At 63.4% G+C, this 14,505-nt stretch carries 14 protein-coding genes; 3 read left to right on the forward strand and 11 right to left on the reverse strand.

Annotated elements, in window-relative coordinates:
* Positions 1 to 37 precede the first annotated feature (37 nt).
* Genes AC5SSZ_RS20240 through AC5SSZ_RS20250 form a run of 3 tightly spaced genes read right to left on the reverse strand, consistent with a single transcriptional unit; the run spans position 38 to position 2,252 of the window.
* Positions 38 to 841 carry an ABC transporter substrate-binding protein gene (locus AC5SSZ_RS20240; protein WP_065272276.1) on the reverse strand — a complete coding sequence of 268 codons (804 nt, stop codon included), beginning with the start codon at positions 839 to 841 and terminating at the stop codon, positions 38 to 40.
* A complete protein-coding gene (locus tag AC5SSZ_RS20245; protein ID WP_495439746.1) occupies positions 838 to 1,548 on the reverse strand; it encodes an ATP-binding cassette domain-containing protein in 711 nt (236 codons plus the stop codon). The genes AC5SSZ_RS20240 and AC5SSZ_RS20245 overlap by 4 nt, the downstream gene beginning before the upstream one ends.
* Positions 1,548 to 2,252 (reverse strand): ABC transporter permease, encoded by a 705-nt coding sequence (locus AC5SSZ_RS20250; protein ID WP_065272274.1) that lies wholly within the window; start codon positions 2,250 to 2,252, stop codon positions 1,548 to 1,550. Before AC5SSZ_RS20250 ends, AC5SSZ_RS20245 begins: the two co-directional genes overlap by 1 nt.
* Before the next feature lie 403 nt (positions 2,253 to 2,655).
* On the opposite strand from AC5SSZ_RS20250, the gene nadA reads away from it, so the two are divergent.
* The 3 genes from nadA to nadC are packed head-to-tail and all read left to right on the forward strand — an operon-like array spanning position 2,656 to position 6,152.
* Entirely contained in the window at positions 2,656 to 3,708 is a 1,053-nt protein-coding gene (nadA, locus tag AC5SSZ_RS20255) for a quinolinate synthase NadA (protein WP_274831584.1), read from the forward strand.
* A 3-nt stretch (positions 3,709 to 3,711) separates the two neighbouring features.
* The gene (locus AC5SSZ_RS20260) at positions 3,712 to 5,301 is read left to right on the forward strand and encodes an L-aspartate oxidase (protein ID WP_495439749.1); all 1,590 of its coding nucleotides are present in this window, start codon (positions 3,712 to 3,714) and stop codon (positions 5,299 to 5,301) included.
* Complete coding sequence (nadC, locus tag AC5SSZ_RS20265) at positions 5,298 to 6,152, forward strand: carboxylating nicotinate-nucleotide diphosphorylase (RefSeq protein WP_495439751.1); 855 nt, start codon at positions 5,298 to 5,300, stop codon at positions 6,150 to 6,152. The genes AC5SSZ_RS20260 and nadC overlap by 4 nt, the downstream gene beginning before the upstream one ends.
* 8 nt (positions 6,153 to 6,160) lie before the next feature.
* Here nadC and AC5SSZ_RS20270 read toward each other — a convergent pair whose 3' ends face one another.
* From AC5SSZ_RS20270 to AC5SSZ_RS20305, 8 genes are all read right to left on the reverse strand, one after another.
* A complete protein-coding gene (locus AC5SSZ_RS20270) occupies positions 6,161 to 8,146 on the reverse strand; it encodes a CocE/NonD family hydrolase (protein ID WP_495439753.1) in 1,986 nt (661 codons plus the stop codon).
* A 52-nt stretch (positions 8,147 to 8,198) separates the two neighbouring features.
* Positions 8,199 to 9,302 (reverse strand): CaiB/BaiF CoA transferase family protein, encoded by a 1,104-nt coding sequence (locus AC5SSZ_RS20275; RefSeq protein ID WP_274839624.1) that lies wholly within the window; start codon positions 9,300 to 9,302, stop codon positions 8,199 to 8,201.
* Between the two features lie 102 nt (positions 9,303 to 9,404).
* Positions 9,405 to 10,406 (reverse strand): energy transducer TonB, encoded by a 1,002-nt coding sequence (locus tag AC5SSZ_RS20280; protein WP_495439756.1) that lies wholly within the window; start codon positions 10,404 to 10,406, stop codon positions 9,405 to 9,407.
* Entirely contained in the window at positions 10,403 to 10,792 is a 390-nt protein-coding gene (locus AC5SSZ_RS20285; RefSeq protein ID WP_495439757.1) for an ExbD/TolR family protein, read from the reverse strand. The genes AC5SSZ_RS20280 and AC5SSZ_RS20285 overlap by 4 nt, the downstream gene beginning before the upstream one ends.
* Positions 10,792 to 11,175: an ExbD/TolR family protein gene (locus AC5SSZ_RS20290; RefSeq protein WP_495439759.1), complete on the reverse strand. Its 384-nt coding sequence runs from the start codon at positions 11,173 to 11,175 to the stop codon at positions 10,792 to 10,794. The genes AC5SSZ_RS20285 and AC5SSZ_RS20290 overlap by 1 nt, the downstream gene beginning before the upstream one ends.
* Positions 11,165 to 11,815 carry a MotA/TolQ/ExbB proton channel family protein gene (locus tag AC5SSZ_RS20295; RefSeq protein ID WP_369001246.1) on the reverse strand — a complete coding sequence of 217 codons (651 nt, stop codon included), beginning with the start codon at positions 11,813 to 11,815 and terminating at the stop codon, positions 11,165 to 11,167. The genes AC5SSZ_RS20290 and AC5SSZ_RS20295 overlap by 11 nt, the downstream gene beginning before the upstream one ends.
* The gene (locus AC5SSZ_RS20300; RefSeq protein ID WP_495439762.1) at positions 11,812 to 12,240 is read right to left on the reverse strand and encodes a hypothetical protein; all 429 of its coding nucleotides are present in this window, start codon (positions 12,238 to 12,240) and stop codon (positions 11,812 to 11,814) included. The genes AC5SSZ_RS20295 and AC5SSZ_RS20300 overlap by 4 nt, the downstream gene beginning before the upstream one ends.
* Before the next feature lie 26 nt (positions 12,241 to 12,266).
* On the reverse strand, positions 12,267 to 14,297 hold the full coding sequence (locus tag AC5SSZ_RS20305; RefSeq protein ID WP_495439763.1) for a TonB-dependent receptor domain-containing protein: 2,031 nt from the start codon (positions 14,295 to 14,297) through the stop codon (positions 12,267 to 12,269).
* Positions 14,298 to 14,505: the final 208 nt, after the last annotated feature.

Consider the following 14,505-nt stretch of genomic DNA (forward strand, 5'->3'; position numbering starts at 1 on the left):
CGGGCGGGAGATCCCCGCGTCGTGGCTCACACAAGACTTATTGCTTGGCGTTGAACACGAACAGGGTCTCACCGTTGATCTTGTAATCGTTGATCAGCGCCTTGGCCTTGTCCGACACCAGCCAGCCTTCCAGCTTCATCGCCAGATCGTTCTTGGCATGCGTGTGTTTCTCCGGGTTCACCGGCAGATAGGCGTATTGGTTGAACAGCACCGGATCACCCGAGAACAGCAGCGCAAGATCCCCCTTGTTGCCAAAGTTCAGCCAGCTGGCACGGTCGGCCATGATATAAGCATTCATCCCCGCTGCCGTGTTGAGCGCCGACCCCATGCCTGCCCCCACTGCGCGGTACCAGTCGCCAAAGCTCCCGGCGTCCAGACCGGCAGCCGCCCAGAGGCTCAGCTCTTTCTTGTGGGTGCCACTGTCATCGCCGCGACTGACAAACAGCGCCTCTGCACCTGCAACCTTCTGCAGGGCATCAACGGCAGTTTCCGCATCCGCAATCCCGGCGCCATCGGTCTTGGGTCCGATAAAGACGAAATCATTGTACATGATCTCGCGGCGATGGGTGCCGTTACCCCCAGCGAGAAAACGCTCTTCGGCTTTTTTCGAATGCACCAGGATCGCATCCACATCGCCCGCTTCGCCCAGGCGGATCGCCTGACCGGTGCCAACGACCAGAAGCTGCACGTCCAGATCCAGATCCTTCTTGATCTCCGGCAGCAGGATCTCTGCCAGGCCGGAATTGTGGAACGAGGTGGTCACCGCCATCTTCATCTCTTCGGCAAAGGATGCGGTGGCCATGACGGCCGAGGCGACAACGCCCAACACCAGATGTTTCATTCTACTATATCTCCTCTCAAGAATGCTTGCCCCTGCGGGGTTTGAGGCCCGGCAAAAAACGCTTCGGCCGGAGCGAACTCGTGAATGCGGCCGCCAATGATGAGGATCACCTCATCCGCCAGCCGCTGCGCCTGACCCATGTTGTGGGTCGACATGATCAGGCGAGTCCCGCTTTGGGCCGCCTCGGTCAGGATCTCTTCGATTTCCCGCGTCGCCCGTCCATCAAGCGAGGCGCAGGGTTCGTCCAGAAACAGCACTTCCGGCTCCCGGATCAGCGCCCGGGCCAGCGCCAGCTTTTGCCGCTCACCACCCGAAAGCAGCACCGCGGGCCGCTCCAGCGCATCGCCCAGATCGATCCGCCGCGCCCAGTCCGCAGCACGGGCGCGGGCCTCCTTGCGTGGTACCCCGATCAGGCGCAGGGGGTAGGCGATGTTTTCCACCACGGACCGGCGCATCATCACCGGTGTCTGAAACACAAAGGCCTGACGCTTTTCCGCCTCCGCCTTGGGGCAAGCCCAGGTCAGGCTACCGCCGTTGAGCCGTACGACGCCGTGCAGCATTTTCAGAAACGAGGTCTTGCCGGCTCCGTTCGGCCCCACCACGATAGTCGCTCCCACGCCTTCCAGCGTCAGGTCCACCGGGCCAACCAGCACCTTGCCGCGCCTGCGCACCACGCCCTGATCCACGGTCAGCGGGAACATCTGCATCACCAGCGTCCCCCGCGTTCGGTATGGCCAATCCAGTGGATCGACAGGTTGACGGCAATCGCCATGCCAATCAGCACGAAGCCAAGGCCCAGCGCCATGGCGAATTCGCCCTTGCCGGTCTCCAGCGCGATCGCGGTGGTCAGAACCCGCGTCGCATGATCGATATTACCGCCCACCACCATGATGGCGCCGACTTCTCCGATGGCGCGGCCAAACCCAGCCAGCGCCGCCGTCAGCAGCGCCCGCCGCCCATCCCACAACAGCGCCCGGATCCGCTGACCCTGGGTGGTGTTCAGCGAAATCAGCAGGTCGTGGTAATCGCTCCACAGCTCCCGCAGGGACTGATGCGCGATCGAGGCCACCAGTGGCACGATGATGATCACCTGAGCGATCACCATCGCCGAGGGCGTGAACAACAGCCCCAGCACCCCCAGCGGCCCGGACCGCGACAGGAAGACATAGACGATCAGGCCGACCACCACCGGCGGCAGCCCCATCAGCGCATTGAGCACCGCAATCGTCGGACGGCGCAGGCGAAACCGGCGGACAGCCAGCAAGGCCGCCAATGGCAAGGCGATGGCAGAGGCGATGGCAAGGGCGGTCAAAGTGACCCTAAGAGAGCGCAAAGTGATCTCGACCAGATCAGGATCCAGCATCACCACCAGCCAGAACGCCTGGCTCAGACCGTCCCACAGATCAGACATGACGCTTGATTTTCCCCCCGATGGCTTAGGGTTACAGGCCTGTTTCCCTCAGCTTTCCCCAGTGTCAAAACACAGGAAAGCACCCCGAAACAGAAAAAAATGCAGCCGCCCCTGAAAAAGGACAATTTGTCCACTATATCGATGAGTGACTGCGCATCGCCGGACAGAAAGATGCCCAACGCCCGCGCTTGATCCGGGGAACAGATCTTCTATCGCCGGGTTTACAAACCCGCGGAGCAAGAGATTCTTGGCCTCCCGGCCCCCCCAACAGCAGCCCCGGCGCAGCAGCGACCAGCCTGCGGCCTTTTCGCACCATTACTTGCGCGCGGCATGTGAACGTGAAAGAAGACCGACCCAAAGTGCCCGCCACAGTTCCGCAAGGGCGCGTTTTCGAGGAAATGCCATGTTCGATCTGCAAACCATGCGCGATCAACTCGCCAGCACCTATGATCTGGCGCCCAACCCCGATCTGGCCGAACAGATGTCAGATCTGTACCAGACCATGGACCGCGTGGTGAACCCGGTCGACTGGGCGCGCTATGCGCCCTATGTCGCGGCGATCAACACGCTGAAGAAAGAACGCGGCGCGGTCATTTTGGCCCACAACTACATGACGCCGGAGATCTATCACGGCGTTGCGGATTTCGTCGGCGACAGCCTGCAGCTGGCCATCGAAGCCGCCCGCGTCGAGGCGGATGTGATCGTGCAATGCGGCGTGCATTTCATGGCCGAGACCTCCAAGATCCTTTCTCCTGAGAAAACCGTGCTGATGCCCGATATGGCGGCAGGCTGTTCGCTGGCCGAAAGCATCACCGCCGCGGGCGTGGAAGAGATGCGCCGCAAGTATCCCGGCGCGCCTGTGGTGACCTATGTGAACACCACCGCCGAGGTGAAAGCCGCCTCCGACATCTGCTGCACCTCGTCGAATGCAGCGCAGATCGTCGCCGCGATGGACAGCGACACCGTCATCATGACGCCGGACAAATACCTGGCGCAGAACGTGGCCAACCAGGTGCCGCAGAAGAATATCGTCTGGTGGGACGGCTCCTGCATCGTGCACGAGCAATACACCGCCAAGGACCTGCGCGAATTCCGCGAATGGAACCCCGGCACCCGGCTGATCGCCCACCCCGAATGCCCCCCCGATGTGGTGGCCGAGGCGGATTTCTCCGGCTCCACCAGCGGCATCATCAAATACGTTACCGATGAAAAGCCGGAAAAGGCGATGTTGATCACCGAATGTTCGATGGCCTCGAACATCGCGGATGAGCTGCCCGAGGTGGATTTCGTCGGCCCCTGCAACATGTGCCCCTACATGAAGATGATCACGCTGGAGAAAATCCTGTGGTCGCTGCACACCATGTCCGAACCGGTCGAGGTTGACCCTCAGGTCGCGGACAAGGCGCGGCTTGCAGTGCAGCGGATGATCGATCTCAGCCAGAAACTGGGCATCTGACCGGTGACAGAGGCCAGCACCGGGCGCATTGACACCGGCCGCATCGTCATCGTCGGCGCCGGTCTGGGCGCGCTTTACGCGGCGCTGGAACTGGCGCCGCGGCCAGTGCTGATGATCTCTCCTGAAACGCTTGGCCAGGGCGCGAGTTCTGCCTGGGCGCAGGGCGGTGTCGCCGCCGCCATGGATCAAAGCGACAGCCCCGAAGCCCATGCTGCCGATACCCGGACCGCTGGCGCAGGCACTGTCGATCCAAAGGTGGCCGCCATGGTTACCCGCGTTGCCCGCGAACATATTCTGGACCTCACCGATCTTGGCACGCCCTTTGACCGCGACGCGGCGGGCAACTACGTGATGAGCCGCGAAGCCGCCCATTCCGCCGCCCGCGTGGTGCGGGTGAAGGGTGACCGGGCTGGCGCGCAGATCATGGAAACCCTGATCGCCGCCGTGCGCGCCGCCCCTTCGGTGCAAGTGCTGGAAAACACCCAGGCCGTCCGACTAGAGGTAGACGGCGATACCGTCACCGGCGTCTGGATCTCGCAGGCCGATGCGCCGTCGGATCCCGTGCTGATCACCTGCCCCGGCGTTCTTCTGGCCGGTGGCGGCTCGGGCGGGCTTTATGCCCATACCACCAACCCGCCCCGCATCCGCGGTCAGGTCATCGGTCTTGCCGCCCGCGCGGGCGTGCGTATCGCCGACCCTGAATTCGTGCAATTCCACCCCACCGCCTTTGATATCGGTGAAGACCCGGCGCCCTTGGCGACCGAGGCCCTGCGCGGCGATGGCGCAGTGCTCATGAACAACAAGGGCGAACGCTTCATGCAGGCGGTCCACCCGGACGCGGAACTGGCCCCGCGCGACATCGTGGCCCGCGCGATCTTTGCCGAAACCCAAGCCGGACGCCGCCCGGTGCTGGACACCCGGCAGGCCCTTGGCGCCGAGGTTGCAACCCGCTTTCCCACCGTCGCCGAAACCTGCGCCCGCGCCGGGATCGACCCTGTGACCCAGCCGATCCCCGTGGCCGTCGCCGCCCACTACCACATGGGCGGGGTGGACACGGACATGCAGGGGCGTGCCAGCCTTGGCCATTTGTGGGTCTGCGGCGAGGCTTCCTCGACCGGGTTGCACGGTGCCAATCGTCTGGCCTCCAACGGGCTGCTGGAGGCACTGGTCTATGCCCGCACCGCTGCGGCCGATATGAAGGATCTGGAGCAAAAGGGCGATCTGTCGGAGGTCGCGATCAGCTTTGCCCCGGATGGTCACGAAACAGATCCCAGCGCCGTGCAGACCCTGCGCGAGACCATGACCGCCAATGTCGGCGTACGCCGCACCGAGGACGGCCTCAAAACCGCGCTTACCACTATTGCCCGGCTGGAGGCCGAGAACGCGAAGGATGAACCCTTCGTCAACATGTGCGCCACCGCCACCCTGATCGCCGCCGCCGCCCTGATGCGCCGCGAAAGCCGAGGCGGGCATTACCGCGATGATTTCCCCGAGGCCGATCCCGCACAGGCCCATCGCACCCATATCAACCTGATCGAGGCCCTTGCCCTGCGCGACCGGATCGCAGGCGAGAGCGCAAAGGAGCCCACATGAGTACCGCCTTCGCCACCCTGCCCGACCTGATCCTGGAACCGATGGTGCGCGCCGCCCTGCACGAGGATCTGGGCCAGAACGGCGATATCACCACCCGCGCGGTGATCCCGGCGGATGTGACCTATTCCGCCCGGTTGAACGCTCGCGAAACAGGCATCGTGTCCGGCATGCAGATCGCCCGCATCGCCTTTCATCTGGTGGATGCCGGTCTGAAGGTGGAAACCCTCTTGCCCGATGGCAGTGCCTGCAAGCCGGGCGACACGCTGATGACCATCGAAGGCTCGGCTGCCTCGATCCTGTCGGGGGAACGGGTGGCGCTGAATTTCGCGGGACGGCTAACTGGGATCGCAACACTGACCCATTGTTTCGTGCGCGAAACAACTGGAACGGACACCCGCATAACCTGTACCCGCAAGACCACGCCGGGTCTGCGCATCGCGGAAAAGCAGGCGGTTTTGCACGGCGGCGGTTACAACCACCGCTTTGGCCTGTCGGATGCGATCCTGATCAAGGACAACCACATCGCTGCCGCCGGAGGCATCCCGGCGGTGCTGGAGGCCGCCAAGGCCAGCGTCAGCCACATGATGAAGGTGGAGATCGAGGTCGACACGCTGTCCCAGCTCGAAGAGGTGCTGAAGACCGGCGGCGCGGATGTTGTCCTGCTCGACAACATGGACACGCCGACGCTGGCAGAGGCCGTCAAGATGACGCGCGGCCATCTGGTGACCGAGGCATCCGGCAAAATGAAGCTGGAGCGCATCGCCGAGGTCGCCGCCACCGGAGTTGATTACATCTCCTCCGGCGCGCTGACCCATTCGGCGCCGACTCTGGACCTCGGCCTCGACTTCTGAGGCTGCCGCTAGAGGCAGCCGCGCGGTACGGTCTCGGACCATTCCTTGACCAGAACCGGCTCTGATGCACCGCCCTCATAGGCGTGGATGCGCCGCCAGAGGTAGAAATTCTGCGCATCGCAGGTCATCCTGTTTTCCGTGTCGATCGCCACCTGCCAGTCGCCGCGCGCAAAGGTAAAGCGCCAGTCGGATTTGAAGGTGGCCGTGGCCGGATCATCGGGGTGGATCGCGTAGTGCATCGTGACATGGCTGCCGACCTGCATTTCGTTATGGGGGTTCACCGCCTCGCCGTAGTCGTCAAAGGTATCCAGCACCAGCGTACCATCCGGAAGCACCTTGGTCTCTGACGTGCCCGAAGGCGCGCGCAGCTGCCTGCCGCCCAGGGTCGGATAGGGCTGCGCGGGACCGGGGGCCTCGGGCGGGATTTCCTCGCTCACCTTTCGCTCTGGCAGGATCAGGGCGCAGTCTTTCAGGTCCAGCATGATCTCTGCCGCCTCGGGCGCGGGCCAGACGATGGGCCAGTAGGAGGTCGAGAGCGCCAGCCGCAGCTTGTGCCCCGGGCGCAGCGCATGGGCGCATTCGTTCAAGGGGAACTCTACCTCGTAGCGTTGCCCCGGCACCAGCGGCTCTGGCGCGTCATGACCGTTCAGATGTGTCAGGTTGAAAGGGCGATAGCTGATCCGCTGCGAGGATCCATCCGGCGCCACATCGCACAGGCGTCCGACGATCTGCGCCACCGGGCGATCAACGGTAAAGGCGATGCGGACACGAGGGCGGCCAAGGATCTGCATCTCATCTTCCAGCGGCGCGGTGTCGAAACAGGCCGACAGCGCATCATCCTCCGCCTGATCGCCGGGGAGTTCATTGTCGAACCGCATGCCCGGACAGAAATAGCCCCCCGCCTGACCGACGGTTGCAGGGTTTGAAATCCTGCACTCCCCGCTGCCTGCAGTGTCTGTCAGACTGCCTGTCGAAAGATAAACCACCCGTTCGGTGACATTGGGCGAGGGCCAGTTCTGCTCGGCCACCCAGCGGCCCTTGCGGGGCTTGTTTTCCTTGGTGGGGCCGAAATGCTCCTGCATGTAGACACGGTAGTCGGGCAGCGCCTCGGCGCCCGTTTCCTCGCCCTTCAGCCACTGATCGAACCAGCGCAATACTTCGCCGTGGAAATCCGCCGGATCGAGTTTCGAGATATGCGCATAGCGATGCTCCCACGGACCCATCAGCGCCTTGGTGGGTGCGGTCAGGTTCGCCGCCAGCATTGCTGGCGTATTGAGATAGGCATCGGCCCAGCCAGTGATCGCCAGAACCGGGGCGGTGATCGCTGACCAGTCCTCGCAGACCGAGCCGTGTTTCCAAAAATCATCGCGGGCGGAGTGGCGCAGCCAGTCGGCGGACATGAAAGGCAGGTTTTCGATCCGCTCCAGCCAGGCATCGCGCCAGTCGGGGCGCAGCTCGGGATCCAGGGGCCGCGTCATATAGGCGAACATCTGGCTGCCCCAATTGGCATTGTCGCTGAGCAGGCATCCCCCCATGTAGTGGATGTCATCGGCATAGCGGTCTGCGGTGGACGCGACCGAGACCACTGCCTGCAATTCGGGTGGGCGGCGATAGGCCAGTTGCAAGCCGTTGAAGCCGCCCCAGGAGATACCGATCATCCCGACCTTGCCGCTGCTCCAGGGTTGCGCCGCAATCCAGGCGAGGACCGCCTCGCCGTCGCTCAGCTCCTGTTCGGAATATTCATCGTCGAACAGCCCCTCGCTGTCGCCGCTGCCCGAGATATCGACGCGGATGCAGGCGTAGCCTTCTCCGGCAAAAACGGTATGGGTGGTCTCATCCCGCGGCGCGGTGCCATCGCGTTTGCGATAGGGCAGGTATTCCAGGATCGCCGGGAACGGCCCCTCCCCTTCGGGCAGCCAGATCCGCGCCGCCAGACGACGCCCGTCAGCCATCGGAATCCAAGTGTTTTCAATCAGGGTAAAGGGCACGGGCATAGGGGGCATCCAATCTTAAAAAAGTTTGGCGCCACCCTGCCTTCGCGCGTCCTTATTTGGCAAGCTTTGGCGCGGATTTTTCCAGCGCCAATTCGGCATCCGAGAATTTCCAAGGCCCCCGGACGCCTGGCACCCCTTCAGGCGCGATCTGCATACCACGATGCTGAATCTGCGGATCGTCAAAGGCCTGCCCGATGGTGTTGATCGGCCCGGCGGGAACCGTCGCCGCCTCCAGCGCCGCCAGAAGATCAGATTGGCTCCATTGCATCAGGGCCGCTTCCAGCAGCGCGGTCAGCTCCTGACGGTTCGCCACCCGCAGCTGATTGGTCAGGAACCGCGGATCGACCTTCAGATCCGGCAGGCCCAGCGCATCACACAGCCGCTGGAACTGGCCGTCGTTGCCCACCGCCAAAATGATATGGCCATCCTTCACCGCCATCACCTGATAAGGCGCAATATTCGGGTGATCATTGCCCAGCCGCGTCGGGCTGGTGCCGGTGGCAAGATAGTTCATCGCCTGATTGGCCAGCATCGCCGTGGCACAATCGAGCAGCGACATATCCAGATGCTGCCCCCGCCCCGTGGTGTGGCGCTGCTCGACCGCTGCAAGAATGCCGATGGTGCCGTAAAGCCCGGTCACGATATCGGTGATGGCAACGCCCACCTTCTGCGGCTGGCCGTCCGGGTCTCCGGTGATCGACATCAGCCCCGACATGCCTTGAAGCAGGAAGTCATAGCCCGCGCGGGAGGCATAGGGGCCGTCCTGCCCGAAACCGGTGACCGAGCAATAGATCAGCCGCGGGTTCACCTGTTTCAGGCTGTCGTAATCCAGACCGTATTTCTTGAGACCGCCAACCTTGAAATTCTCGATCAGGATGTCGGCGTCCTTGATCAGATCGATGACTGTCTGGCGACCTTCCTCGGTGCGGAAATCTGCGGTGACACAATCCTTGCCGCGGTTGGCCGCATAGTAATAGGCCGCCGTCTTGTCCTCATCCCGCTCGATGAACGGAGGGCCCCAGTGGCGGGTATCATCGCCTGCCTCGCTTTCGACCTTGATCACCTCGGCGCCCAGATCCGCCAAAGACTGGCCAATCCAGGGGCCAGCCAGAATACGGGCGAGTTCAACCACTTTGAGGCCTGAAAGCGGGGTCATGGCGGCTCCTGTTCTTGTCGCTGTTGCGCCTGTGTAGCCCAGCCCTCCGGACGCAGCAATCGGCGCCGGGGTGTTTTGATCAAATCCCCCCGCGCCCCTTTGTCACTTGCCCTTGATCCGCACGGTAAAACTGGTGCGCGCACCGGCAGGCGGCGGGGGAAAGGGCGCCGCCCGGCGTACTTGTGCCAGCGCGATATCATCAAGCCGCGCGGAGCCAGAACTGCGGGCAATCGCGACCTGCGCCAACCCGCCACTGGGCGCGATCCGGAAGGCGACGACCGCCTCGCCCCGGACATTGGCGCGGCGCTTGGCCCGCTCGATCCGGCGCAGGATCAGACCGGGATAGTTGCTCGTCGCCGCATGGCCCTGCTGTCGGGCCTTGCCGCCCGTCTGGCGCGATTGCCCGCCCGGCTGTTTCGCAGCGCCCTCTGCCACCCCGCGGGTTGCGTTGGCGTTGCTGTTGCCGCGCGGTTGCGCGCTTGGCGTTGTCGGCTCAGTAGGGGTGCGCACCGGCTCTGCCTTTGCCACCTGCGGAGGGCGCAGCGGGCGGGACCTTGGCTTCAGCGACTGTTCGACCGGAGGCGCCTGCTCCGTAGGAGGCTGTGGTGCCTCAGCCTGTTCAACCGGTTCCTGTTCAACAGCTTCCATAGGTTTTGCCGCCTGCTGCACCGCTGGCTGGGTGGGCGGCAGAGCAGTCGTCGGCGGTGTCGGTGTTACAGCCTTGAGCGGTATGGGATCGCTATGGACCTGCGGCGGCGTGACCTCGATGCCCGGTGTCTGCGCGGCGGTGACAACAGGGACAAAAACAGGCTCTAACATGGGGAATTGCGCCTGTCGCTGCACCTGTGGCGTCTCCACCGGCTGGGCCGCCTCGGGCGTCTGTTGCGCGGCGCGGGGCTGCTCCGGCATCACTGCGGCGGGCTGCGGTGCCTCCACCCCCACGGCGAGATTGGCAAAGGCGCTGCCTTCGGCAGCCAGCGCGGTTTCACCGCCCGCCTGCTCCACCGGTGCGGTATCGGTGAACACCACCGCACCAGCATGGGCCACAGCGGCCATGGTCAGCGCCAGAAGCGCGGCGAGGCGGGACTGGGGCACCCGGCTCATTGCAGCGCCCGTTCCGACATCAGGATAACGCGCTTGGCGCCTGCCGCCCGCAGATCATTGCCGATGGACACCAGTTTCTTCGCCGGTAGATCCCGGTCCGGCACCACCCGCAGCGCAGCGCGCTGTTCCTCGGGCAGCTCAGCAACAAATGATGCCGCATCTGCTACCGGAGCGCCCCGATAGCTAAGCCGCCCGTCGGCGTGGATCACCAATGTATCCGGCGGCGCGCTGCCCTCCAGATCGGCAGTCTTGATCAGCGTCACATCGCGGTCCAGCGGCGGCGCCAGGGTGCCTGCGATCATGAAGAAGACCAGCATCAGAAAGACGATATTGATCAGCGCGATGGTCGGCTCGCGCTCGCTCTGGATATGCCGCGAGATCCGCATCAGCCCAGCACCACCGTCTGCAGTCCCTCGACCTGCCGCAGGGCGGTCAGAAGATCCACCAGCCGCTGCGCGCTGGCCGTGTCATCGGGGCTGATCAGCACCAGATGGCCGCCGCCGTCCTGCGGTTGCAGCCGCACCAGATCAGCAATGCGGGCCAGATCCGCCTGTTGCCCGTTCAGCATCAGACGTTCGGCGCCAAGGGTCACAAACAGCTTCTGCCGGTCCTGAGTCTTGGCACCCTGCCCGGCCGCCATCAGCTCCACCTCGCCGTATTTGGAGAAGGTCGAGGTCAGCATGAAGAACAGCAGCAGCAGAAAGATCACATCGATGAGCGAGGTCATCGACATCCGTCTACGCCGTTGTCCCTGCAGCTTAACCGCCATGAGAAGCCTCAGCCTGTTCGGCGGGGCAGAACAGCACCCGCAGGGCACGGTTGGCAAAGACCCGTTCACGCTGCATCCGCGCCGTCAGCCAGCTCAGCACCAGCGAGGTCGGCATCGCCACGGCAAGCCCCGCCGCCGTGGTCAGAAGCGCCACCCAGATACCACCGGCCAGCAGCGCCGGATCCACCGAAGAGCCTGCGGTCTGCAGTTTCTGAAAGGCTTCGATCATGCCGATCACGGTGCCGAAAAGCCCCATCAGCGGCGCCAGTTGCGACACCATATCAAGCGCCCCAAGCCCCCGTTCGAGCCGGGCAAAGCAATCCTCGGCCTCGGCATCGGCGCGGTCGGACAGGGCCGCATCCGCCGCAGTTCCGGGACCGGCGGCCAGCGCGAGGCGGAACACCGGCGCGAGATAGGATCGGCTGCTTTCCAGCTGCCGCAGGGCGCCGTCGCGATCGCCATGGTCCCAGGCGGTGACAGCGGCGGACAGATGGGCGTGGCGGCCCACCCGCGCAGTGCGGTATTGCCAGATTTTGTAGAGCACCAGCGCCGCTGTCAGCACCGACACGCAGAGCAGCAGAAGAACCACCGGCCCGCCCAGATCCAGAACGCCAAGCAGCGCATCGTGAAGCCACATCATCCCAGCAACTCCTGATCGGTGCGGCTGCTGAGCGTGATGCCCCTACTGCAGGCGGCCTCTGGCAGAGCAGCCCCGCCGGTGCAGGTGGTGGCTCCGTTGATCAGCACCCGACTGATGCCGTCGCAGGCATAGGGAAACTGGAACTGGCGCACCCGCATCCGCCCCGCAGGCAGGTCCTGGAAATCCAGCAATGTCAGCCGCGCCACCTGTCCTTTTGCGTCGAACAGAACGGTTTCATAAACCGCCTGACCGATATCCTGCGCATGATCGTTCTGCGCCACAAAGGACAGCAGGCAAGCCTCGCCGATCTGCTCTGCCGCGCTCAGCTCGATCGACACGGCCGGGTCTGCGGCCCGTGCCGCGCCACCCAACCCCGCCAGCAAAACCGCTGCCGGGGCCACCCATTTCCTGTTTACGCATACCATTTGGAACCTCTTCAATGTCCGTTGGGTCAGAAGGTTTTCGCCAGGGTCAGCTTGATGTTGCGCCCCGGTGCGGTGCGAGTCGCCAGCGCGGGCGTATAGACCCTATCAAAGGCGTTTTCGACGCCAAGCCGCACCTCGGCGCCGCTCAGCGCGCCGGTCTGCACCCGGTAGGTGGCACGCAGGTTGCTGACGCCATAGCCCTTGATCAGATCGCCGTTGTAATCGGTGAAGGATTTGCTGCCGACCAGTTCCCAGCTCAGATCCCAGGCCTCGCCGATCCGCTTGCCCAGGGTCAGGCGGGCGCTGTCGGCCGGAGTGTTGCGCCAGACGCCGCTGGCCCCGCCCGCCGAAACCGCGGTGTATTCGCCAACCGCCGCGTTGAAATCGGCGTAAAAACCGTTGTCCATACTATAGGTGGCTTCGATCTCGATGCCTTCGCTGTTCACTTCGCGGATCGGGTTGAAATTGCTGTCCACGTAGGACGTGATGTCCCAAAGCTTGCCCTTGAACAGGTTCACCTTGGCCTGCAGGGCATCGCCCGCCGTGAACACGCCGCTTGAGGTATAGGAGGCGCCCAATTCAAAGGTATGGGACCGCTCCGGCTGGGTCATGTAGCGCGGCGTGCCAAGATCATCGATGATCGGCAGGTTCTCGGTATAGGCACCGCTGCCAAAGAGCGCCCAGCCAGAAGCGAATTCATAGCGCGCCGAAAGCCCGCCCATCAGTGCGGAGTTATCATAGGACGAGGATCCGTCGTGGGCCTCGATATCCTGGGTTTCAAACCGCATGGCCGGGGTAATGGTCCAGTGATCGCCGATACCGATGTCATCCACCGCGAACAAGGCCAGACGCCGGTCGGTGCCGCCGGGGGCCGAAGGCGCGTTCAGGCGCTCGCGCTGCATCACCTCAACCCCAAGTCGCAGATCGTGTGTCGCCATGCCGGTCACGAAATACATGCTGTTCTTCGCGGTCAGCTTGGTGATCTCGTAATCCTGATCCGCATCGGCCAGGGCAATGACGCCTGGCCCCGAAGAGGTGCCCTCCAGCGGGCTTGAACCGGGCACATAGGCGGTATCGATATGCTGGGTCGAGCGGGTCAGGTTAACGTCCAGATCGATCAGGTCATTGCCAACCGGGTTCCAGCGATAGCGCAGCCCGGCGACCTCGTTGCTGACCTTGCGGTCGACGTTGCCAAAGGAGCCGCCGGTGGTGCCGAAAGTATCGTAGGGGACGTCTTTTTCATCCGTTTCGGAATAGTTGTAGGAGGCGGTGATCGAATGATCGTTATTGTCGCCAAAGCTGTATTTCACCTTACCCAGATACGAGGGCATGCGGCTCTCGGTATTGGGCACGACCTGCCCGTTTCCGTCCTTATAGGCATCGACATCGCGCAGGGTGTAATTGAACAGGACCTCCAACCGTTCGGTGGGCTGCCAGGCCAGAATGGAGGACGTCACGAACCCCTTTGCATTGCTCGAGGCACCGATGGTCTGGCGGAAGCGTAGACCGATCTCACCGCCGGTGAAATCCGCCGCATCCTTTGTATCAAGCTGCACCACGCCGCCGATAATGCCCGAACCGTATTCGAAACTGCCGATGGTGCCCCGGATCACCGACACGCGTTTGTAAAGCTCGGGATCGGTGAACAGCTGCGTGCCGATCCGGTAAAGCTCCTCTGACCCGGTGGAGGCGCCGTCGATCATGATCTGCACCTTCTGATCGGTGCCATAGCTGCTGGTGGCGCCAAAGCCGCGGATATTCAGGCCCGAGCCCTGCGGGCGGCTGCCGTTCACCAGCGTCACACCAGGCACCGAATCGATCAGCTCGGCCACGGATCCGGCCTGCCGGTCATCCAGCTCTTCCTGCGTGATTACCGTCTGCGGCGTCGCGGTTGCGGTCTGCACCTCGCGCTTGCCCTGCCCCAGTTCAACAGTGCCGAGAAACCCCTCGCCCTGCAGATCCAGCGGCAGATCCTGCGCCTGCGCGCCCGCGTTCATTGTCAGCCCCAGCACTGACACCGTCCCCAACAGCCGCATAGGTATACGCTGTTTGCCCATCACATTTTCCTTCGCATCTATTCGTATTCGAACCGAAGGCTTGCGTGGGGGCTGGCACGGTATTTCAGGATTGATCTTTGGCGAAATTCAAAATTCCGCTTGAGCCTGTTAGTAAAGATGATAAAAACAGTCAACATAAATTCCGACCCGCTGATCCCTCAGCCGCCAGCGTGATCTGCCCCGACCGGCAGCCACAGCCAGCCCTTTC

This window comes from Phaeobacter sp. CC-HEC084 (assembly GCF_059429255.1).